The sequence below is a fragment of the Streptomyces sp. NPDC060232 genome (assembly GCF_042726555.1).
GTDB lineage: Bacteria > Actinomycetota > Actinomycetes > Streptomycetales > Streptomycetaceae > Streptomyces.
The window spans coordinates 78565-99619 of record NZ_JBHXAG010000012.1; the positions used below are offsets into that span (position 1 = coordinate 78565).

The window sequence follows — 21055 nt, forward strand, 5'->3', positions numbered from 1 at the left end:
GCCCCCATGTCCACATCCGTGGACATGACCCATCCCCAGATCATGAAGGCACTGTCCGGGCTCATGCTCGGCATGTTCGTGGCGATCCTGTCCTCCACGATCGTTTCCAACGCCCTGCCCCAGATCATCAGCGACCTCGGCGGCACCCAGTCCTCGTACACCTGGGTGGTCACCGCCGCGCTGCTGTCCATGACGGCGGCCACCCCGCTGTGGGGCAAGCTGTCCGACCTCTTCAGCAAGAAGCTGCTGGTCCAGATCTCCCTGGTGATCTACGTCCTCGGCTCCGTCGTCGCGGGCATGTCCCAGAACACCGGCACGCTCATCGCCTGCCGCGTGGTGCAGGGCATCGGCGTGGGCGGCCTCTCGGCCCTGGCCCAGATCGTCATGGCCGCGATGATCTCGCCCCGCGAGCGCGGCCGGTACAGCGGCTACCTCGGAGCGGTCTTCGCCGTCGCCACCGTCGGCGGCCCGCTGCTGGGCGGCGTCATCACCGACACCGAGTGGCTGGGCTGGCGCTGGTGCTTCTACGTCGGCGTGCCGTTCGCGATCATCGCGCTGATCGTCCTGCAGAAGACGCTGCGGCTGCCGGTGGTCCGGCGCGACGTCAAGGTCGACTGGCTGGGCGCGTTCCTGATCAGCGCCGCCGTCTCGCTGCTGCTGATCTGGGTCACCCAGGCAGGCGACTCCTACGAGTGGATCTCCTGGCAGACCTGGGCGATGACGGGCGGCTCCGTGGTCCTCGGACTGCTCTTCGTCCTCGTCGAGTCCCGCGCGAGCGACCCGATCATCCCGCTGCGGCTCTTCCGCAACAAGACCATCACCCTCGCCTCCATGGCCTCGCTCTTCGTGGGCATCGCGATGTTCTCGGGGACCGTGTTTTTCAGCCAGTTCTTCCAGTTGGCCCGTGGAGAGTCCCCCACGATGTCCGGAATCCTCACGATTCCGATGATCGGCGGGCTCTTCATCTCCTCCACGGTTTCCGGTCAGGTGATCACCAAGACCGGGAAGTGGAAGGCCTGGCTCGTCTCCGGCGGTGTGCTGCTGACGGCCGGTATGGGTCTGCTCGGCACCCTGCGCCACGACACCCCGTACTGGCACATCGCGGTCTACATGGCAGTGACAGGCCTCGGTCTCGGCATGATGATGCAGAACCTCGTCCTCGCCACCCAGAACCAGGTGGCCCCCGAGGACCTGGGCGCTGCCAGCTCGGTCGTCACCTTCTTCCGCTCCCTCGGCGGCGCCATGGGCGTCTCGGCGCTGGGCGCGGTCATGGCCCACCGGGTCACGCACTACGTCCAGGACGGGCTCACCGCCCTCGGCCCGAAGGCCGCGGCCATCGGCCAGAGCGGGGCCGCCGGTGGCGGGATCCCCGACCTCGACAAGCTGCCCGCGCCCCTCCGCGAGGTCGTCGAGTCCGCGTACGGTCACGGCGTCGGCGACGTCTTCCTGTACGCCGCCCCGTTCGCGCTCCTCGGACTGGTGCTGGTGGTGTTCATCAAGGAGGTCGCCCTGAAGTCGAAGCCCGCGGTGCACAGCCCGGCGGCGGCTTCGCAGGAGGCCGCGGCCGCCGAGGTCACGGACGCCGCCGTCAAGGCCTGACACCCGCAGCCGATCTCCGCCGATCCCAGAAGAGCGCCGCCGGACGACTTCGGCGGCGCTCGGCTGGAATCAGGCGGTGGCCTTGGCCTTGGCCTGAATGCCCGCGGTCAGGATGTCGAGCGCCAGGCAGAAGTCGCCCTCGGTCGTCCGCCGGACCGCCCCCGCAACCGTGCAGGAACCGCCGTACGGCCTGGTGGACGCCGGTCCCGGGCGGCGCCCACCAGGCCGGTGGCGTCCATCAGCCGCTGGAGGCGGCGTCGAAGGCCCGCGTGCGGGCCGATGTTCGGGCAGGCGGCGCTGACCGGAGCCACCCACGGGTGGTCCGCCAGCACCCGCCAGCATCCGCCGGTAAGCCCGGGCCAGGTCCCTCAGCCCGTCCTGCCGGCCGGTTCCGGAGGGGGCAGGGCCGTCTCAAGCAGTGCGCTGTCCAGGGCCAGTTCGAGCAGTTCGTGCTTGGTGTCCGCATACCCCCACAGGGACATCGCGGCGGCCCCGACCCCGGCGGCCGCCCCCGCATCGTCTGCCGGGTGTGGTGGGCCGGGCCACCAGCCACACGCTGGTCCGGGCCTCGCCCGGATCAGCCGCGGTCACCCTGCGGGCCCTCTCCTCGCGACAGACGGACCAGCCCGAAATGCCCGGTCCACTCTTGACGCCGGGTCGTGTGGCGCCGGTCAAGGCGGATGGCAGTGGATCAGGACGTCGGGGCCGTCAGGTCGTAGAAGGTGGCTCCACCGACCGTGGACTCCGCGAACGTGGCCTTGACCCAGTTCTCGATCTCCGAGCTGGCGCCGCCGCCCGGGCCTGCGGGACCGCCCCCGCCACGGCGTCCGCCGTCCTCGCCGGAGCCCGCGGCGGTGCCGGTGCTGCCGCCCTGGCCGATGAACCAGTGGATCTTCCCGTCCCGGACGTACTCCTTGAACTGCTCCAGGGTCGGCGAGGGGTCGCTGCCGTTGAAGCCGCCGACGGGCATGACGGGCACACCGGAGGCCAGCTGGTAACTGGCCGCGTTCTGCGAGCCGATGGCGGCCGCCGCCCAGGTGTAGGCATCGGCGTCGGCTGTGAGGGCAGCCTTCGCCTCGGCGCTGACCCGGGCACCATTGAGCAGACCGCCGGCGCCGCCGCCGGGGGCGCCGCCCGTCATGCCGCCAGGAAAGCCGCCCGCCCGCTCGGCTGCGCGGCCGTCCGCACCGGGCATGCCGCCCTGTCCCTGGCCCTGCGGCAGCGCGCCGCCAGGCTGCTGCCCGCCACCCGGACCGCCCTGGCCGCCCTGGCCGCCCTGGCGCAGTTCACCGAAGCCGCCCGGACCGCCGGGACCGCCCGCCATCCCGCCGGGTCCGCCCCTGCCTCCCGCCACCGCCGGTCCGGCGGTCACGATGGACCCGGTGTGCCCGGTGCTCACGGTGGTCAGGCAGTACGCGAACGGCCCTGCCAGGGCCGCCGCCACCCCGAGACCCGCCGTGACCCGCAGCACCCGCCGCCCGGCCCTCCCCGCGAGCGGCAGCGCGACCGCGGCGAGCAGCCCGCCCACCAGCACCGCCCAGCGCAGCCACGGCAGGTAGCCGGTGGCGCGGCCGAGCAGTACGTACGACCAGACCGACGTGAGCACGAGCGTGCCGGAGAGGGTGACGGCGGCCGCCGTGCTGCCCCGCTCCTCCCACAGCACCGCGACGCCCATGCCGATCAGCGCGGCCACGAAGGGCGCCAGCGCCACCGTGTAGTACTCGTGGAAGATGCCCTGCATATAGCTGAAGACCACCGCGGTGATCAGCAGCGCGCCGCCCCAGGCCAGGAAGGCCGCACGCGCCATGCCGTCCACCGAGTCGGTGGCCCGGCGGGCCCGCCAGGTGATCACCAGCCCGGCCACGAGCAGCACCAGGGCCGCCGGCAGCAACCAGGAGATCTGTCCGCCGATGTTGCCGGAGAACAGCCGGTCGATCCCGCTCTCTCCCCAGCGTCCGCCGCCGCCTCCCCCACCCGGGCCACCCGCACCACCGCCGCCGACGCTGCCTGTCTCGTTGCCGTTGATCCGGCCGAGACCGTTGTAGCCGAAGGTCAGCTCCAGGAAGGAGTTGTTCTGCGAGCCGCCGATGTACGGACGGGAGGAGGCAGGCCACAGCTCGACGACGGCCACCCACCAGCCGCCCGCCACCACCATCGCGCCCCCGGCGAGCAGCAGTTGCCCGAGTCGGCGGCGCAGCCCGGTGGGCGCGCAGACGGCGTACAGCACGGCGAGCGGCGGCAGGATGACGAAAGCCTGCAGCGTCTTGGTCAGGAAGGCGAAACCGATCGCGACCCCGGCCCAGAGCAGCCAGCGGGTGTGCGCCCCTTCGAGGGCCCGCAGCAGGCAGTACACGGTGACGGTCAGCAGCAGGGTCAGCAGTGCGTCGGGGTTGTTGAAGCGGAACATCAGGGCGGCGACGGGCGTCAGTGCGAAGACGGCGCCGCTCAGCAGCGCGGCTCCCGGACCGAACTGGCGGCGTACGGAGGCGTACAGCACTGCGGTGGTCGCCACCCCCATCAGTGCCTGTGGGACGAGGATCTGCCAGGAGCCCAGCCCGAAGAGCCGGACCGACAGCATCATCGGCCACAGGGCGGCCGGGGGTTTGTCGACGGTGATGGAGTTGCCCGCGTCGGAGGAGCCGAAGAAGAAGGCCTTCCAGCTCTCGCTGCCGGCCTGAACGGCGGCCGAGTAGAAGGAGTTGGCGTATCCGGAGGCGCCCAGGTCCCACAGGAGCAGGGCTGCGGTGGCGATCAGCAGCCCGGCGAGGGCGGGCCGTTCCCAGCGGGGCCGGGCGGCATGGGCGCCGGCCACGGCAGCCGGGAAGATCGGGAGTGCTGCCGTGGTCATCGGCCCTCCTTGGAAGTAGATGTGCGGGGATCGGTGCCGCGCCGCTCGGGGAAGACCCAGGCGCGCAGGAGCAGGAAGCGCAGGACGGTGGCTGCGAGGTTCGCGGTGATCAGGACGGCCAGTTCGGTGCCGTGCGCGGGATGGGGCGCGGCCGCGGTGAGGGCGGCGAGGGAGCCGCTGGTGAGGGCCAGGCCGATGCCGAAGACCACCAGCCCCTGGGCCTGGTGGCGGACGGCGCGCTCCCTGCCGCGGACGCCGAAGGTGAGGCGTCGGTTGGCCGCCGTGTTGGCCACGGCGGAGAGCAGCAGGGCGGCGCCGTTGGCCAGCTGCGGGCCGGCCCCGCCCCGGAAGGCGGAGTACAGCACCAGGTAGAACAGGGTGGAGAGGACTCCGACGGTGCAGAAGCCGATGAGCTGGCGGGCCAGTCCGCCGTCCACCCCGGGCACTGCGGTGCGGTCGCGCGGGTCGTCGCCGAAGGGGCGGGCGAGCCGGTCGAGCGGTAGGGCTCCGACGGCCAGTGCCCGGCCCACGCGCCAGACGCCCTTGAGGTCCTCGGTGGCGGTCCTGACGATGTGCACAGTGGAGTCGGGGTCGTCGACCCAGTCCACGGGCACTTCGTGGATCCGCAGCCCGGCCCGCTCGGCGAGCACGAGCAGTTCGGTGTCGAAGAACCAGCCCGTGTCCTCCACCAGCGGCAGCAGCCGCTCGGCCACCTCGCGCCGGATGGCCTTGAAGCCGCACTGGGCATCGCTGAACCGGGCGGCGAGGGAGGACCGCAGCAGGAGGTTGTAGGCGCGGGAGACGAACTCCCTCTTGGCTCCCCGCACGACCCGCGAGGACCGGGCCAGGCGGGTGCCGATGGCGAGATCGGAGTGACCGGAGATCAGGGGTGCGACCAGGGGCAGCAGCGCGTTCAGGTCGGTGGAGAGGTCCACGTCCATGTAGGCGAGGACGGGGGCGTCGGAACCGGACCAGACGGTGCGCAGGGCCCTGCCGCGGCCCTTCTCCTCCAGACGGGTGCTGCGTACGCAGTCCAGTGCCGCGGCGAGCCCGGCCGCGACCTCGGGGGTGCGGTCGGTGCTCGCGTTGTCGGCGACCGTGATCCGGAAGGGATAGGGGAAGGTCCGCGTCAGGTGCTCGTGCAGTCGGCGCACGCACGGCCCGAGGTCCTTCTCCTCGTTGAAGACCGGGATCACCACGTCGAGGACGGGCTCACCGGGTACGGGCGCGAGGGGCGCGCGTACCGGAAGGGCCCCGGGAGAGGTGTCGGTTGGCATGCTCCGACCCTCGTGGAGCCGCCTGTCACCTCAGTGTGCTGAGCCTGTGGCCTGTCTGTGAGTCCGGACCCGCCGCTCCGGTGGCCCCGGCGAGCGGCAGAACGACCTCGAAGCGGGTCCGCCCCGGCTCGCTCTGTACGCCGACACTCCCGCCGTGGGCCGTGACCACCGCATGGACGATGGCCAGCCCCAGGCCCGTGGAACCGGCGGCACGGGAACGGGAGGCATCACCGCGGACGAAGCGCTCGAAGACGCGGGAGAGCAGCTCGGGCGCGATTCCGGGGCCGTCGTCCTCGATGCGCAGCCGGACGGCGGATGTTTCACGTGAAACATGGGCGGTGACGGTGGTGCCGGGCGGCGTGTGGGTACGGGCGTTGGCAAGCAGGTTCACCAGCACCTGCTGGATGCGGGCCGCGTCGGCGCGTACGGGCGCGGGCTCATCGGGCAGGTTCAGGCGCCAGTGGTGTTCGGGCCCGGCGGCGCGGGCGTCGCTGACGGCGTCGATGACGAGCGGGACGAGGTCTGTGTCGATGTGGTCGGTGGACGGCGGGCGGCCGGCGTCGAGCCGGGCCAGCAGGAGCAGGTCCTCGACCAGGCCGGTCATCCGGGTGGCCTCGGATTCGATCCGGCCCAGGGCGTGCCGGGTGGCGGGGCCCGGCTCCTCGCGGCCCCGGCGGGTGAGTTCGGCGTAGCCGCGGATGGAGGCGAGCGGCGTGCGCAGCTCGTGACTGGCGTCGGCGACGAACTGCCGTACCCGCGTCTCGCTCTCCTGGCGGGCAGTGAGGGCGGACGAGACGTGGCCGAGCATCCGGTTGATGGCGGCGCCGACCTGGCCCACCTCGGTGCGGGGGTCGGCCTCGGCGTCGGGGACCCGTTCATTTAGGGCGGGCTCGCCCTTGTGCAGGGGGAGTTCGGAGACCCGGGTGGCGGTGGCGGCGACCCGGCGCAGCGGGCGCAGGGCGACACCGACCAGGGCCTGCCCGGCGAGCGAGGCGGCTATCAGCCCTGCGAGGGTGACGCAGGCCTCGACCCCGACCAGGGTGCGCACCGTGGAGTCGACCTCCCGGAGCGGGAAGGCGAGGACGAGGCCGCGGTCGGGGGAGGCGAGCACCCGGTAGGCGCCGAGTCCCGGCAGGTCCGCACCCACCGCATGCCCGGGTGAGGCCTGTGCGCCCTTCAGGGCGGATTGGGTGAGGGCCGCGCTCTGGCCCTCGGTGAGGGCCGGCGGCGCCTGGTCGGGCGACCATCCCTCGCCGCGGGTGTTGCGGGCGCTCCCGAGAACCGCGCCGCCCGGGTCCAGGCGGATTCCGGCGGCGTCCAGCGGGCTGCCGGGGGGCATGACGAAGCCCGCGCCGCTCTCGCGGGTCGCTTTCCCACCGGGCGCCCGGGCGGCCATCCGCATGGACGAGGCCAGCTGCTCGTCGAGCTGGGTGACCAGGTACGAGCGCAGCGCGAGGGTGGTGACGGTTCCGATCGCCGCACCCACCACGGCGATCAGCGCCACCGCCGAGACGACGAGCCGGGTCCGCAGCGACCAGGGCCGGCGCCCGCGCGGTCGCCCGCTCCCGCGCGGGGCCACTACTCGGCCGACTTGATCAGGTATCCGGCCCCGCGCCGGGTGTGGATCATCGAGGGCAGGCCGAGGCCGCTCTCCAGCTTGCGGCGCAGGTAGGAGATGTAGAGCTCGACCACGTTGGCCTGGCCGCCGAAGTCGTAGGACCAGACCCGGTCCAGGATCTGCGCCTTGCTCAGCACGCGCCGCGGGTTGCGCATCAGATAGCGCAGCAGCTCGAACTCGGTGGCGGTGAGGTGGACCTCCCGGCCGTCCCGGACCACCTCGTGGCTGTCCTCGTCGAGACGCAGGTCCCCGACGGTCAGGACCGAGCCGCCGCGCGCCGCCTGTGCCGCGCCCGAACGCCGCACCAGGCCGCGCAGCCGGGCCACGACCTCCTCCAGGCTGAAGGGCTTGGTGACGTAGTCGTCACCGCCGGCTGTGAGGCCGGCGATCCGGTCCTCCACGGAGTCCTTGGCCGTCAGGAACAGGACGGGGACCTGGGGGATCTCCCGGCGCAGCTGCCCGAGGACGGCGAGGCCGTCCATGTCGGGAAGCATGACGTCGAGGACCACCACGTCCGGGCGGAAACCGCGCGCGGCCCGCACCGCCCCGGCCCCGTCGCCGGCGCTGCGGACCTCGCAGCCTTCGTAGCGCAGGGCCATGGACAGCAGCTCGGAGAGGGAGGCCTCGTCGTCGACGACGAGCACCCGGCAGGGCTCGCCGTCCGGCCGTACCAGGGCCGTGTGGTTGCTGGTGGACGTGGACGCATGGGAGGTGGTCGTCGCAGTCATACGGACACGCTCCCCGGTGCCTCTGAGAGCGTTCTTGCCCCAACCTGTGAATTTCCTGAGAAAGGGCGGGTCAGCCGTCAAGGCCGAACAGCCGGGCGCCGTTGTCGTGGCAGACCGCCCGCAGCCAGCCGTCTCCCAGGCCCAGCCGTTCGAGGGCGACGAGCTGGTGCTCGTACGGGTAGGGGATGTTCGGGAAGTCGGTGCCCAGAAGGATCCGGTCGCCGAGGTCCGCGAGCCGTCCGAGGTCTCCGGGCGGGAATCCGTTCAGCCGTTCGGCGAAGTCCGTGAAGGCCATGGTCGTATCGAGACGCACCGCGGTGTGGCGGTCGGCGAGGTCGAGGAAGTCCGTGTACTCGGGCATGCCCATGTGGGCGATGACCAGCGGCAGCCGCGGATGGCGGGCCAGCAGCCGGGCGATCGGGGCGGGGCCCGTGTACTTGCCGGGCGCCGGCCCGGAGCCGCAGTGGATCACGGTGGGGATGCCGGCCTCGGCCAGCATCCCCCAGACGGGGTCGAGCAGGTCGTCGTTCGGGTCGTAGTCGCCGACCTGGAGGTGGGCCTTGAAGATCCGGGCCCCGGTGGTGACGGCCTGGCGGACGTACGCGGCCACGCCGTCCTCCGGGTAGAAGGTCGCAGTGTGCAGGCAGTCGGGGGTGCGGGCCGCGAAATCGGCGGACCAGGCGTTGAGCCAGGCTGCCATCTCCGGTTTGTGCGGGTAGAGCATGGAGGTGAAGGCCCGGACCCCGAACTCCCGCAGGAGCGCGACGCGCTGCTCCTCCTCGTGCCGGTAGATGATGGGCCACTCGATGCCGGTCAGCGGGCCGACCGCGTCGAAGTAGTCCCACACCTTCTCCAGGACCCGCTCGGGCATGAAGTGCGTGTGGACGTCGACCAGTCCGGGGAGCCCGAGCCGCTCCCGGAAGGCGCGCACCGCATCAGTCGTTGCGGACAAAGCCGTGGCTCCGCTCGACGGTGGCGACGTGCAGGGTGTAGCTCTCGTACCAGTCGGCGCGGCCCTTCTCCATGGCCGCCTGGTGCTCCATGTCCTCGCGCCAGGCGGTGAGGGCCTCGTGGTCTTGGAAGTAGGCGACGGTGATGCCCAGGCCGCCGGGATTGCGCGCGGACTCGTAGCCGAGGTAGCCCGGGATCGCCTGGACGATCTCTTCCATCCGGTCGTTGCGCTCGTCGAACCCGGTGTCGTCCGCGGTACGGATGCTGGTGAAAACGGCCATGACATAGGGCGGTTCGAAGGCCGCCACCGGCTGAGTGGTCATGCCCTCCACCCTCGGTGGAGGGCCCCCGGCATGTCCACCCGGATCGGCCCCGAACAGCCAAAGGGATCCAAGTCTTGACCTGGCACGCAGGGCACGCGCGTCCTCCGTGGACCGTCATGGTCGCTCGCGGTCGTCGGCGTCCGCAACGTCAGAACAGCCCGTCCTGTTCGGCGGGAGGGGTAGCCGCAGCAGGGATCTGCGCCACCGGCACCGAGGTCACCGCCCCCTCGCCCGGAGCGGCCAGCTCCCAGCCGGCCAGCAGCCGGGTGTCGACCACGAGCCCGTCCTCGAAGTGCAGGTCGGGCCCGGCGGCGCCGACCAGCCGCCCCACGACAGCCCTGTCGGCCACCATCTCCGCGACCACCCGGTCCGGAGCCGGCAGCCCCGCCCAGCCGTCCATCCCGAACACCGCCGCGTGGTCGGCGACTTCGCACCCCAGCCGCTCCAGGGACTCCGGCCACCCGGCCAGCGCCGCCGCCCGGCCGTGCAGCTCGGCGACCTCCCGCTCCCGCTCCGGCGCATCCGGCAGGTGCGCCCGCAGGGCGCGCTTGCGGGCGTACGCGATCCGGTCGGGCACCCCGAGGGCCGCCCGCAGCAACTCCTCGGTGCGCCGTGACGCCATCAGCGGCCCACGCCCCAGCCAGGTCCACGACATCGCCCCCTGCTCCAGCAGCCGGGCGGAGCCGCGCTCCTCGGCGGTGATACCTACCTTGACCATGCCGGGCCCGAACCAGGCCAGATAGACCCGGTAGGTCCGCGGATCGGCGGCGTTGGTGTCGGCCGCCACGGAGAACGACCGGTCGAGGCGGGCGCATTCGGGGCACTGCGCGCTCCCTCCGCGGCCGGGCACGGTGGCGGCGGTGGGGCAGGGCGTCCGCTTACCGGCTCTCCACACGCCGAGGCAGTGCCGTTCCCCGCGTGCGACGAAGGCCAGCCGCTGCCCGTACGCGGGCGCGCTCACCCGCTCGCCGCGCCCCCGGCCGTACCACCCGATGACGGGGGCGGAGTCCTTCCACCGAATGCCGGTACACCACCAGGTCACAGCGGCAGCGGCCGCTCGAAGAAGGTGTCCAGGACGACGGTCGCATGCGTACCGCTGACGCCGTCGATGGCGTAGAGCCGGCGCAGGACGTCCTGCAGTTGCTCGGTCGAGGCCGCGCGCACCTTCACCAGCACCGACGCGCTGCCCGCGATGATGTGCGCCTCCTGGATCTCCGGGATGGCGGCGAAGTCGTCAGCCGACTCGCCCATCCACGCGTTGGAGTCGACCATCACGTAGGCGAGGACCCCGCTGCCGACCGCCGCCGGGTCGACGTCGATCGTGGTCCGCCGGATCACCCCGCGCTCGCGCAGTTTGCGCACGCGCTCGTGGGTGGCCCCGGCCGAAAGCCCGACAGCCGTACCGAGAGCCGCGTAGGACTGCCCGGCGTCCTGCTGCAGGCGCAGGACGAGCGCCCGGTCGATGTCGTCCACGCAATCTTCCTCTCATGGGCCTGAGAACCCTTGCGAAGACGGTACCTGATCCTGCAATCTCACCATCAGACCGAACAGAATTCGGCGGTATTCTCTCAGGGGGAATCATGTCTGCCATAGCTGACCTCACCTTGTACGAGATCCTGGACGAGCGCTTCAAGACCGGCCGCTGCGCCAACGGCGACGCCCGACTGGAGCGGCTCTACGACGACTGCCGCTGGGCAGAAGGGCCGCTGTACCTGCCGGCCTGGCGGCAACTGGTGTGGAGCGACATCCCCAACGACCGGATGCTGCGCTGGGACGAGGCGACCGGGGCGGTCTCCGTCTTCCGCTCGCCCGCCGGCCACTCCAACGGCAACACCCTGGACCGCGAAGGCCGCCTGATCTCCTGTGAACAGGGCAACCGCCGCGTGACCCGCACCGAACCCGACGGCCGCATCACCGTGATCGCCGACCGCTTCGACGGCAGGCGGCTCAACAGCCCGAACGACGCAGTGGTCCGCTCGGACGGCTCCATCTGGTTCTCCGACCCGGACTTCGGCATCACCAACGACTACGAGGGCCACCGCGCGCCCAGCGAGATCGGCGCCTGCAACCTCTACCGGGCCGACCCCTCGACCGGAGAGGTGCGCATCGCCGCCGACGGGTTCCTCGGCCCGAACGGCCTCGTCTTCTCCCCGGACGAGAGCGAGCTGTACGCGGCGGACACCAGGGCGGGCCACATCCGCGCCTTCAAGGTCGCCGACGACGGCACCCTCACCGACGACCGGGTCTTCGCGACCTGCCCCGGCGTCGACAACATCCGCTTCGACGACGAGGGCCGGCTGTGGGCGGCCGCCATGGAGAACGGCGTCCAGTGCTACGCCGCGGACGGCACCCTGATCGGCCGCCTGTGCGTCCCCGAGCCCGTCTCGAACATCGCCTTCGGCGGCCCCAAGAACAACCGCCTCTTCATCACCGCCACCACCTCCCTCTACTCGCTGGTGATGTCAGTGACCGGCCTCCCCCGGGTCCTCTGAGATCGGCCGGACGTCCGGCTACCGGGCGACGAACTGCGTCAGGATCGCCTGCACCTCGTAGATGTCGACGCCCTTGGTGAAGGTCTTCTCGATCGGCGTCGAGCTGCCGGATATCCAGATCTTCAGCTCGGCGTCGAGATCGAAGTGGCCGGCGGTCTCCACCGAGAAGTGGGTGATGCTCCGGTACGGGACGGAGTGATACTCCACCTTCTTGCCCGTGATCCCCTGCTTGTCGACGAGCACCAGCCGCCGGTCGGTGAACAGAATCGTGTCCCGGATCAGCAGGTAGGCGGCGTGCACCTGCTCCCCCTGCCCCAGCAGCCGCGCGTAGTCCCGCTGCGCCGACACGGGGTCGACGGTGTGCGCATTCCCGAACAGTCCCATGAGTGCCCCCGTTTTCCAGCTTCGGACGATCTCCAAGAACCGTACCGACGCCACCGGGTAGCCGACGTCCCCCGCCGGAGCCATCCCGCCCCTGACATCTTCCGGGGGAGCCCTCCCCAACAAGGAGGAGATCCAGATCCCACCCGGCACATCCAGGACAAACGCCAGAGGCCCCGGACTTATCGTCCGGGGCCTCTGGCCTGCTGTGCACTCGGCAGGATTCGAACCTGCAACCTTCTGATCCGTAGTCAGATGCTCTATCCGTTAAGCTACGAGTGCTTGGGCTTCCCGGGGTTTTTCGCCCCGTTGGCCTTGCGAGAACAACAATACATGGACCGCGCCGGGACGCGAAATCCATTACCCAAACCCACCCTGACCTGCGAAAACGCCCAGGATGAAGATCGTCTGCACGACTTCACGGGAAGGGCGGGCCGGGCCGGAACGCCTCCGTCGGCCGCGCGATCCCGGGCCGGCGCGCAAGCCCCGGAACGCATCGAAGCCCCGGTCCTGATGGACCGGGGCTTCGACGAACTGCGGAGGCGGAGGGATTTGAACCCTCGATGGGTGGTAAGACCCAAACCGCATTAGCAGTGCGGCGCCATAGACCGGACTAGGCGACGCCTCCAGCACACCCCCGCGTACGAGGGTGCGTGCAGATGATGACACAGGCGCGGGGCCCCTCACCAATCCGCTCCCACGGTACTAGGCGGGACGGGCCGAGGGCAAAGCCTTAAAGGCCCCGCCGCACGCAACGTCGGCGCGCCCGCGTCGTTGGTCAGGCATATGCCGTACGGACGACCTGGAGTGCCCCATGCTGCGTCTCGCCGCCTTCGCCGCCACCTCGGCCCTGGCCACCGCGGTCGCCGGGCCGCTGCCCCCACTTCCCCTGGGACAGCTGCTGGCCCCGCCCGACCGGCTGACCATGACCATGACCAACACCGGCAACCGTCAGCTGGACCGGGAGTACAGGCTCGAATGCGGCCCCGTCGGCGGTGACCACCCGGAGGCCGAGGGCGCCTGCGCGCGGCTGGACCAGCTCGCCGAGGAGGGGCGCGACCCCTTCGCCCCCGTCCCCCCGGACCAGATCTGCACCAAGCAGTACGGGGGGCCCGCGACCGCGCGCGTGACCGGCACCTGGAACGGATACAAGGTGAATGCCACCTTCCGCCGGACGGACGGATGCGAAATCAAGCGCTGGGACGAGTTGGAACCTCTGCTTCCGAGTGGGAGTTCCTGACCTGGGAGGATGCCCGGAAGGGGCGTGGCCGACCCCACATCGGCCACCCCGCCGCGAGCCTGTGGCCTTAGACTCCTCCCGTGACTTGCCGGTAGTCGTTGGTCAGGGAGGAAGCTCGTCGTGAGCAGCAGGCCATCCCGAGGCGCTGCTCGCCTCGCAGCAATACTCGACGCCCTTCCGGACGCGCTGTTGCTCGTCAACGCCAACGGCACGGTCGTCAACGCCAATTCGATTGCGCTCGAGATCATGGAGAGCCCCGGCACCGGGCTCGTCGGCCGGGGCGTGCTCGACCTCCTGCCCGAGTTCGACTCCAAGCTGATCCCCGGCTCCATGCGCCGGCCCGGCGACGACGAAGGCGGCCGGACCAAGCCCAAGCGGATGGTCGCCCGCCGCACCGACGGCTCGGAGTTCCCCGTCGAGGTCACCAGCGCCCACCTCGACGGCCGCGACGCCTACCGCGAGCCGCAACCCGCCTACACCGGTGACGAGCTGCTGATGCTCGTGGTCCGGGACCTCTCGCAGACCGTCGACACCGAGGCCGAGCTGGCCCGCTCCCAGCGGCAGACCGAGATGATCCTGCGCGCCGCCGCCGAGGGCGTCGTGGGCACCGACACCGACGGACGGGTGGTGCTCGTCAACCCGGCTGCCGCCCAGATCCTCGGCTACCGCGCCACCGACCTCGGCAACCGCGAACTGCACGGCCTGGTCCAGCACTCCCGCGCCGACGGCTCGCCCTTCCCCTTCGAGGAGTCCCCGCTCGCCGACACCCTGCGCAGCGGGCGCAAGCACCGCGTACGCGGGCAGGTGCTGTGGAACAAGGCCGGGCAGCCGGTCGCCGTCGACATGACCACCTCTCCCGTACGGGACGGGGAGCAGCTCGTGGGCGCCGTCATGACCTTCACGGACCGCCGCCCCTACGACGCCCTCGCCGCCCGGCACGCGCAGCTGCTCGCCGTCCTGGGGGACTCGCTGCGCGGCCCACTGGACGAGCTGCGCGCAGAGCTGGCGACTCTGGCCGCCGACGACGCCGGACAACTGTGGCCCGAGGCCAACCAGCTGCTGCACCACCTGGCCGCCGGCTACTCACGGATGACCACCCTGGTGGACAACGTGCTGGGCTTCCAGCGCCTGGACGCCGGCCGCGAGAAGCTCGCCAAGAAGAAGGTCCTGATCAACGGCGTGGTCACGGCCGGTGTCGACGGCGCGGTCGAGCTGATCGGGCCCGGTCGCGTGCAGTTCGCCGTCCACGCGCCGACCATCGAGGCCGAGGTGGACGGAGCGCGGATCGCGACCGCCCTCGCACACCTGGTCGCGGACGTCGCCGGCGTGGACGCCACCGGCAAGACCCGTCAAGGCAGCGGATACAGCGACTCGACGATCGTGGTGGCCGCCGCGCAGCGCGGCGATGTCGTACGGATCGAGGTGCGCGGCCCCTACGAGGGCGGCAACCCGGTCCACGAGCCGATCGTCCGGGGCATCGTGGCCGCGCACGGCGGCGTGCTGCAGACGGTGGAGGTCCCGGGCGCGCCCGGCGGTGCCTACGTGCTGGAACTCCCGCTCGGCTCAGGTGCGGGCACGGTGACCCTGCCCGAGCCGGCGGAGCCCCCGGCGGGCACCGGCCCGGACGGCGCCGGGACGGCCTCGGTTGCCGCTCCCGGCAAGGTCTCCGGCGGTCGGCGGGGCCGACGCGGAGTGGACGCATTCCTGGAGGACGAGACCGCGGGTCCCGAAGCCGCGCAGGCCGGCCAGGGCGGGAGCGCGCTGGCGCTGCCGTCGGGCCGGCGGCGGGCGGGCGAGGCCGGGCCGCCCGCGGGGCCCGAGCTCGCGCAGTCCCCGGTGAACCCGGCGGGTCTGGGAACCGGCCGCAGGCGCGGCCGGGCCGGTGACGACAACGGCGGGGGCGGCGGTGCCGAGGGCCAGGGCGGCCCCGGGCGTCCCCCGCAGCCGCAGGGCACCGCCATGCCCGCGCTTCCGCCCGTGCCCGCGGTGCCGGTGACCGAGCACCCGGCCGGCCGGCGACGGGCGCTGGGTACGGCCGGTCCGGTGCAGCCCGGCGGTCCCGTACCGGCGACGGGTCTCGGCCCGACGCCCGCCCCGGCACGGCCCATCGCCCCGGAGGGCGGCTTCGCGCTGCCGGCCGGTCCCGCCCCCGTTCCCTCTGCTCCGACTGCCCTCACGGGCCCGGGTGCCGCCGCCTCCGAGGGGGAGACCGGCCCTGGCGCCGAGGTACCGGCCGGCCGGCGTGGCCGCCGGGCGCTGGGCGCCCCCGCGGCCGAGCCCGAGGCGCCGGCCGCGCCGTCCGACGCTCCCGCCGAGAACCCGACCGGGCGGCGGCGCGCGCTGTCCAACGCCCCCGCGTGGCCGGTTCCGGCAGCCCGTTCCGCTTCCGACGACGACGGGGCCACCGGCCAGGTCGCGGTCCCCGGAGCGCGCCAGTCGCAGGACACGCCCGCGCAGGGGCAGGCCGCGCAGCCGATCAGTGTGCGCGCTCTGGGCACCCTCGGCCAGGGCATCGTCGTCGACCCGGCCGCCGCGGCCCCCGCTGCGGCTTCCGGGTCCGGCCGGCGCCGCCGGCTCGCCGAGCCCAGCCCGCAGGGCCGGGCCTTCGCCATAGGCGCCCCCGAGGCGGGCGCCGACGAGGGCCCCGAGCCGCTGGACGGCCCGGGCGGTGCAGTCGAGGTGGTCAACCGGCCCGTGCCGCAGCCAGTGGACGACGAACTCCCGCCGGAGCCCCTGGACAACCCGCGCCGGCTCCTGGTGTGGCCTGCCCCCGATGTGCAGACTCAGCAGGCGCTCAGCGACCGCGGCTACCGGCCGGTGGTCGTGCACTCCCGTGAGGAGGTGGACGCGCAGATCGCCGCGTTCCCCGCCGCACTGTTCGTCGACCCGCTGACCGGGCCGATCACCCGGACCGCCCTGCAGTCGCTGCGGCAGGCCGCCGTGGCCGCCGAGGTGCCCGTACTGGTCACGGCCGGGCTGGGACACGCCACGCGCGAGGCGGCGTACGGAGCCGATCCGGCCGTGCTGCTCAAGGCGCTGGCGCCGCGTGACAGCGAGCAGCACCCCTCCCGGGTCCTGCTGATCGAGGAGCACGACGAGATCGCGACCGCGCTGACCGCGGCCCTGGAGCGGCGCGGCATGCAGGTCGCCCGGGCAGGCGCAGACACCGACGCGGTGGAGCTGGCGACGCGGATGCGGCCGAACCTGGTGGTCATGGACCTGATGCAGGTGCGCCGCCGGCGGGCCGGGATCGTGGACTGGCTGCGGGCGAACGGGCAGCTGAACCGGACCCCGCTGGTCGTCTACACGGCGACCGGCATCGATCCGGCCGAACTGCCGCGTCTGGCCTCGGGCGAGAGCGTGCTCTTCCTCGCGGAGCGGGCCACCACGACGGACGTCCAGGGCCGCATCGTGGACCTGCTGGCCAAGATCGGCACCAACTAGCGATCCTGGCCCGATGGCCCTCACCAACACGACCGAGCACACTGTCCCCGCCGACAACGGGGAGGTGAGCCTGCTCATCGCTCGACAGGTGGAACCGGGGCACGAGGAGACGTTCGAGGCCTGGGCCCACGGCATTCTGGAGACGGCCGCCGGTTTTCCGGACCATCTGGGCTACGGGCTCTTCCGGCCCGCGACGCAAGGCGGTCCGTGGTTCCTGGTCCACCGCTTCCGCGACCAGGCCGCCTTGCCGATCGCGGATGCGCTGGTGCTGACCTGGTGCTGACTTCCACTGACGTCCGTTCCGGCCCGTTCGGGTGCGTCGTGCTGGATCGGTGCTGACTCCGGGGCCCTCGTCGCCCGGCAGGCTGAGCACGTCGTCACCGTCCAACAAGCCGGGCTGGGGCGCGGGGGATGCGCCCGTAGCCGTGCCCGGACCGCGGTCATCAGCGCCCAGTACACCGTCCGGCAACTGGGCCGGACAGCCAGGGCCGGATGAGTCCACGCCGTCTGCGGCAGCGTCCGCGATCCCCTCACCCGACGCCGGCAGCGCTTCACCCTCGGCACTGCCACCGCCGCCTTCGCAACGCCCGGCCCTGCCGCCTCATCCCCCGCCGCTGCCGTGCCCGAGAACCCGGCCACGAGCCCGGCCGACGGCGGCCGACTGGGCCTGCGCATCGTCCTCGGCGCCGGCGCGCTCCTCGCGGCGGCCGTCACCAGCGCCCTCGCCCTGCGCCGAACGCTGCAACGGCGCCGCCGCAAACCAGGCGAGAAGATCGCCATCGCACCAGAATCTTCGCCTGCAGAGGCGCAGTTGGCGGCGGTCACCGAACCCGGCGGCGCCGCCCGCCTGGACACGGCCTTGCGGACCATGGCCCACCACATCACCCAGCACAGCAACGGCGACGCGGGCCTGCCGCCGCTGCGCGCCGCCCGCATCGGAACCCAGTACGGCGAGGTGGTGACCTCGCTCCAGGAACCGGACGCCACCGGCATGCTCCCGATGTGCGCCCAGGCGTCGGCGTAGGCGCCCGCCGTGACGCGGCCGCCCGAGGAGAGCCTCGGCTCGTCGAACGCGGCGAGGGACTCCATCAGTTCGTGGGACTCGCCGCCCGCCACCTCGTGACGGCCGTTCCCCGAGTCGGCGTCCACTCCGTAGGCGGCGACGGGTCCCGTCCCGGCCAGCAGGAGCGCGGCGACGGCGAGGACCGATCTGCCGCTGTTCTCCGTCCCGCGGCGCGATCCGCGCCGCGTGGAAGTCACACGCTTGGACATGTCTCCGGCTTCTTCGGCGTAAGCCGCGACCGCCCCTACGGCCGCGCTTCATCTCCTATGCCGAGCGCCGGAACGGTACTCCCGGGTGCCCCGTCAACCACGGGGATTGACAGCTACTTTATGAACTCATGAACGCAACAATGAGTAAATATGTCGATGTTGTCCCGCAGGGTGAGAGGGGCGAACCCCTCACCGGAGGAGCGCACCGAAGGGGCCGGCCGTTACCGGGGCGCCCTCATCCGGCCGGGAGGGGAGCGCGATCTCCGCCCAGATGGTCTTGCCGTCGGCGCGATGGCGGGTGCCCCAGCGCTGGGCGAACTGGGCGACGAGCAGCAGACCGCGGCCGCCCTCGTCGAAGGCACGGGCCCGCCGCAGATGCGGGGCGGTGCCGCTGCTGTCGTACACCTCGCAGATCAGCGCGTGACCCCGCAACAGCCTCAGCTGGACCGGTGGTTGACCGTAGCGGATCGCGTTCGTGACGAGCTCGCTCACCACCAGTTCCGCGGTGAACGCCACGTCCTCCAGCTCCCACGCGGCGAGCCGGCCCTGCACCTTCGCACGGGCGTCGGCGACCGCCGCCGGGTCGGACGGCAGCTCCCAGGTGGCGACCCGCTCCGTGTCGAACGCCCGGGTCCGAGCGACGAGCAGCGCGACGTCGTCCAGCGGCTGCTCGGGCAGCAGCGTGCGGATCAGGTCGTCGCAGGCCGCCTCCAGCGACCGGACGGGCCGTTCGAGGCACCGCCGCAGCAGCGCGAGACCACTGCCCAGATCGTGCTCCTCCCCCTGGACGAGGCCGTCCGTGTACAGCACCAGCAGGCCGCCCGACGGCAGTTCCCACTCGTGGGACTCGAAGGGCAGGCCGCCCAGGCCCAGCGGAGGACCGGGAGGGATGCCCGCGAAGTCCACCGCGCCGTCGGGGGTGACCACGGCGGGCGGCGGATGGCCCGCGGTGGCCGCCGCGCAGCGGCGCGACACCGGGTCGTAGACCACGTACAGGCAGGTGGCGATGAGATCGGTGGGCCCGTCGAGCTCCGGCTCGTGCGGCACCCGGGTGTCCTCCTCGGCCGCCCCGTGGGTGACCAGATCGTCGAGCTGAGTGAGGAGTTCGTCGGGCGGCAGGTCCACGTCGGCCAGGGCGCGCACCGCCGTCCGCAGCCGGCCCATGGTGGCCGACGCCCGCAGCCCGTGCCCCACCACATCGCCCACGACGAGCGCGACCCGTGCCCCGGACAGGGGGATCACGTCGAACCAGTCGCCGCCCAGTCCCGCCCGGGTGCGCGCCGGCAGATAGCGGTGCGCCGCCTCCACCGCCTCCTGCGCGGCGAGCCGGCTGGGGAGCAGACTGCGCTGCAGGGCGAGCGCGGTGTCGCGCTGCAGGGTGTAGCGGCGGGCGTTGTCCACGGCCACGGCGGCCCGCGCACCGATCTCCTCCGCCAGGTACAGGTCGTCCTCCGTGAAGGGCTCCTCCCGCCGGTGCCGGACCAGCAGCGCCACCCCGAGGATCACGCCCCGCGCCCGCAGGGGGACGACCATGAGCGAGTGGACGCCGAAGGCGCGGACCACGCCCGCCCGCCCGGGGTCGGCCGCCTCCCACGCCCTGACCGCCTCGTCGTCGGTCCGGTGCAGCGAGGACCTGCCGGTGGCCAGGCAGCGGGCGGGCGGCGAGGACTCGGGGTAGTCGTCCAGGTCCCCGGGCCGGGCCAGCGCCTCGGGCACACCGGGTAGCACCGACTGCTGCCCCGCGCGCCGCAGGGTGACGCCGCCCGTGGCGGACGGCTTCGGCTCGACCCCCCGGAACAGGGAGTCCAGCAGGTCGATGGTGACGAAGTCGGCGAGCCGGCCCACCGCCACGTCGGCCGTCTCCTGGGCGGTGCGCATCACGTCCAGGGTGCTGCCGATGTGCGCGCTGACGTCGTTCAGCAGCGTCAGCCGCTCCCGGGCCAGGTGCTGCTCGGTGACGTCGAGCGCGGACAGCTCCAGATGGCGCACCTGTCCCGTCGGGCCCCTCAGCGGGGACACGGTGATGGACCAGACCCGGTCGGGGGCGTCCGGCCGGGACCTGCCCCGCACGTGGAACTGTTCGGTCTCCTGCGTGTCGAGCACCCGGCGCATGCCGTCCTCGACCTTGTGGCAGATGTGCGGCGGCAGGACGTCGGTGACGCGCCGGCCCGCCAGCTCCCGTTCGCTGAGACCGAGGTCGCGTTCGGCGCCCGCGCTCGCCCGTACGGCCCGCAGCTCGGCGTCGAACACCATGACGGGGAGGCGGCACTGCGTGAACACCGCCTCCGCCGACGCGGAAGGCGGTCCCGGCAGCTCCGTCGGCGTCGCCACGAGGAGCCGCTGGTCCCGGCCCTCACCGTCCGACCACGGGAACGCCCGCAGCCGCACCGCCACGCGCCGGCCGTCCCGGTGCCGCAGCGACGCCGTCGCGCTCCGGCCGCCGAGGACCGCGCGGACCGCCCCGCCGGTGTCCCGGTCCGTGCCGAGCAGCCGGGCCGCGGGGCGCCCGATCGCCGCCCGGGACGGATAGCCGAGCAGGCGCTCCGCACCCTCGCTCCACCCCGTCACCACGCCCCGGGCGTCGACGACGGCCGTGGCCGACATCGTCGGATCCGGGAGGTCGTCGGCGTCGCCGTCGAGCGGGATGGCGTCGCGCATGTCGATCATCGCCCGTTCTGTCCTCGGAGCCGGCCCGGCCGACGGGTGAAGCCGTCGGGGCCACGCGTCGTCCGACGTGACGATCCGGTCGCGCCGGTCCCCGAAGCCGGGTCTGTCGCCCCCTGCGTCTCTTCTACTTCTACCGTCCTACGCGCCGGGTCGCGTGTCCTGGCGGAGGGCGCCGGGACGACACGGTCGCGTGCCCTGGCCGGACGGAGGCTGCC

Annotated in this window: 16 protein-coding genes and 2 tRNA genes; 6 read left to right on the plus strand and 12 right to left on the minus strand. The window is 72.6% G+C overall.

The window, feature by feature from the left end; genetic code table 11:
- Window positions 1-6 precede the first annotated feature (6 nt).
- Complete coding sequence (locus ACFWFZ_RS19030) at window positions 7-1599, plus strand: MDR family MFS transporter (RefSeq protein WP_387123725.1); 1593 nt, start codon at window positions 7-9, stop codon at window positions 1597-1599.
- Window positions 1600-2290: 691 nt separating this feature from the next.
- Here ACFWFZ_RS19030 and ACFWFZ_RS19035 read toward each other — a convergent pair.
- From ACFWFZ_RS19035 to ACFWFZ_RS19070, 8 genes are all read right to left on the minus strand, one after another.
- Entirely contained in the window at window positions 2291-4447 is a 2157-nt protein-coding gene (locus ACFWFZ_RS19035) for an ArnT family glycosyltransferase (protein WP_387123727.1), read from the minus strand.
- The gene (locus ACFWFZ_RS19040; RefSeq protein ID WP_387123729.1) at window positions 4444-5724 is read right to left on the minus strand and encodes a glycosyltransferase; all 1281 of its coding nucleotides are present in this window, start codon (window positions 5722-5724) and stop codon (window positions 4444-4446) included. Before ACFWFZ_RS19040 ends, ACFWFZ_RS19035 begins: the two co-directional genes overlap by 4 nt.
- A gap of 25 nt (window positions 5725-5749) precedes the next feature.
- Window positions 5750-7303 carry a sensor histidine kinase gene (locus ACFWFZ_RS19045; RefSeq protein ID WP_387123731.1) on the minus strand — a complete coding sequence of 518 codons (1554 nt, stop codon included), beginning with the start codon at window positions 7301-7303 and terminating at the stop codon, window positions 5750-5752.
- Window positions 7303-8070: a response regulator transcription factor gene (locus ACFWFZ_RS19050; RefSeq protein ID WP_387123733.1), complete on the minus strand. Its 768-nt coding sequence runs from the start codon at window positions 8068-8070 to the stop codon at window positions 7303-7305. The genes ACFWFZ_RS19045 and ACFWFZ_RS19050 overlap by 1 nt, the downstream gene beginning before the upstream one ends.
- Before the next feature lie 70 nt (window positions 8071-8140).
- A complete protein-coding gene (locus tag ACFWFZ_RS19055; RefSeq protein ID WP_387123735.1) occupies window positions 8141-9022 on the minus strand; it encodes an amidohydrolase family protein in 882 nt (293 codons plus the stop codon).
- A complete protein-coding gene (locus ACFWFZ_RS19060) occupies window positions 9006-9344 on the minus strand; it encodes an antibiotic biosynthesis monooxygenase family protein (protein ID WP_387123737.1) in 339 nt (112 codons plus the stop codon). The genes ACFWFZ_RS19055 and ACFWFZ_RS19060 overlap by 17 nt, the downstream gene beginning before the upstream one ends.
- A gap of 148 nt (window positions 9345-9492) precedes the next feature.
- Window positions 9493-10386: a DUF2797 domain-containing protein gene (locus tag ACFWFZ_RS19065; RefSeq protein WP_387123739.1), complete on the minus strand. Its 894-nt coding sequence runs from the start codon at window positions 10384-10386 to the stop codon at window positions 9493-9495.
- Window positions 10383-10817, minus strand: coding sequence for an Lrp/AsnC family transcriptional regulator (locus tag ACFWFZ_RS19070; RefSeq protein ID WP_387123741.1), 435 nt, complete (start codon window positions 10815-10817; stop codon window positions 10383-10385). The genes ACFWFZ_RS19065 and ACFWFZ_RS19070 overlap by 4 nt, the downstream gene beginning before the upstream one ends.
- A gap of 107 nt (window positions 10818-10924) precedes the next feature.
- Here ACFWFZ_RS19070 and ACFWFZ_RS19075 point away from each other — a divergent pair, with 107 nt between their 5' ends.
- On the plus strand, window positions 10925-11836 hold the full coding sequence (locus ACFWFZ_RS19075; RefSeq protein WP_387123743.1) for an SMP-30/gluconolactonase/LRE family protein: 912 nt from the start codon (window positions 10925-10927) through the stop codon (window positions 11834-11836).
- 18 nt (window positions 11837-11854) lie between these two features.
- Here the strand turns inward: ACFWFZ_RS19075 and ACFWFZ_RS19080 are convergent, their stop codons facing one another.
- The 3 genes from ACFWFZ_RS19080 to ACFWFZ_RS19090 form a co-directional block, all read right to left on the minus strand.
- Window positions 11855-12220 (minus strand): PH domain-containing protein, encoded by a 366-nt coding sequence (locus ACFWFZ_RS19080; RefSeq protein ID WP_030816900.1) that lies wholly within the window; start codon window positions 12218-12220, stop codon window positions 11855-11857.
- A 206-nt stretch (window positions 12221-12426) separates the two neighbouring features.
- Window positions 12427-12499, minus strand: a tRNA-Arg gene (locus tag ACFWFZ_RS19085).
- A 255-nt stretch (window positions 12500-12754) separates the two neighbouring features.
- Window positions 12755-12845, minus strand: a tRNA-Ser gene (locus ACFWFZ_RS19090).
- A 186-nt stretch (window positions 12846-13031) separates the two neighbouring features.
- Between ACFWFZ_RS19090 and ACFWFZ_RS19095 the strand changes: the two genes are divergently transcribed.
- From ACFWFZ_RS19095 to ACFWFZ_RS19110, 4 genes are all read left to right on the plus strand, one after another.
- Window positions 13032-13457, plus strand: coding sequence for an SSI family serine proteinase inhibitor (locus ACFWFZ_RS19095; protein WP_387123745.1), 426 nt, complete (start codon window positions 13032-13034; stop codon window positions 13455-13457).
- Between the two features lie 120 nt (window positions 13458-13577).
- The gene (locus tag ACFWFZ_RS19100; protein WP_387123747.1) at window positions 13578-16901 is read left to right on the plus strand and encodes a PAS domain-containing protein; all 3324 of its coding nucleotides are present in this window, start codon (window positions 13578-13580) and stop codon (window positions 16899-16901) included.
- Between the two features lie 13 nt (window positions 16902-16914).
- Window positions 16915-17184: an antibiotic biosynthesis monooxygenase gene (locus ACFWFZ_RS19105; protein ID WP_387123749.1), complete on the plus strand. Its 270-nt coding sequence runs from the start codon at window positions 16915-16917 to the stop codon at window positions 17182-17184.
- Window positions 17185-17520: 336 nt separating this feature from the next.
- Window positions 17521-17925, plus strand: a complete 405-nt coding sequence (locus ACFWFZ_RS19110; protein ID WP_387123751.1) for a hypothetical protein — start codon at window positions 17521-17523, stop codon at window positions 17923-17925.
- A gap of 437 nt (window positions 17926-18362) precedes the next feature.
- Here the strand turns inward: ACFWFZ_RS19110 and ACFWFZ_RS19115 are convergent, their stop codons facing one another.
- A complete protein-coding gene (locus tag ACFWFZ_RS19115) occupies window positions 18363-20840 on the minus strand; it encodes a SpoIIE family protein phosphatase (protein ID WP_387123753.1) in 2478 nt (825 codons plus the stop codon).
- Window positions 20841-21055 lie beyond the last annotated feature (215 nt).

Bases quoted from the DNA above. Each gene is read 5' to 3' on its own strand.
- ACFWFZ_RS19105 (WP_387123749.1), top strand. From the start codon at position 16,915: ATGGCCCTCACCAACACGACCGAGCACACTGTCCCCGCCGACAACGGG.
- ACFWFZ_RS19075 (WP_387123743.1), top strand. From the start codon at position 10,925: ATGTCTGCCATAGCTGACCTCACCTTGTACGAGATCCTGGACGAGCGC.
- ACFWFZ_RS19080 (WP_030816900.1), bottom strand. From the start codon at position 12,220: ATGGGACTGTTCGGGAATGCGCACACCGTCGACCCCGTGTCGGCGCAG.
- ACFWFZ_RS19050 (WP_387123733.1), bottom strand. From the start codon at position 8,070: ATGACTGCGACGACCACCTCCCATGCGTCCACGTCCACCAGCAACCAC.
- ACFWFZ_RS19035 (WP_387123727.1), bottom strand. From the start codon at position 4,447: ATGACCACGGCAGCACTCCCGATCTTCCCGGCTGCCGTGGCCGGCGCC.
- ACFWFZ_RS19060 (WP_387123737.1), bottom strand. From the start codon at position 9,344: ATGACCACTCAGCCGGTGGCGGCCTTCGAACCGCCCTATGTCATGGCC.
- ACFWFZ_RS19115 (WP_387123753.1), bottom strand. From the start codon at position 20,840: ATGATCGACATGCGCGACGCCATCCCGCTCGACGGCGACGCCGACGAC.
- ACFWFZ_RS19040 (WP_387123729.1), bottom strand. From the start codon at position 5,724: ATGCCAACCGACACCTCTCCCGGGGCCCTTCCGGTACGCGCGCCCCTC.
- ACFWFZ_RS19095 (WP_387123745.1), top strand. From the start codon at position 13,032: ATGCTGCGTCTCGCCGCCTTCGCCGCCACCTCGGCCCTGGCCACCGCG.
- ACFWFZ_RS19030 (WP_387123725.1), top strand. From the start codon at position 7: ATGTCCACATCCGTGGACATGACCCATCCCCAGATCATGAAGGCACTG.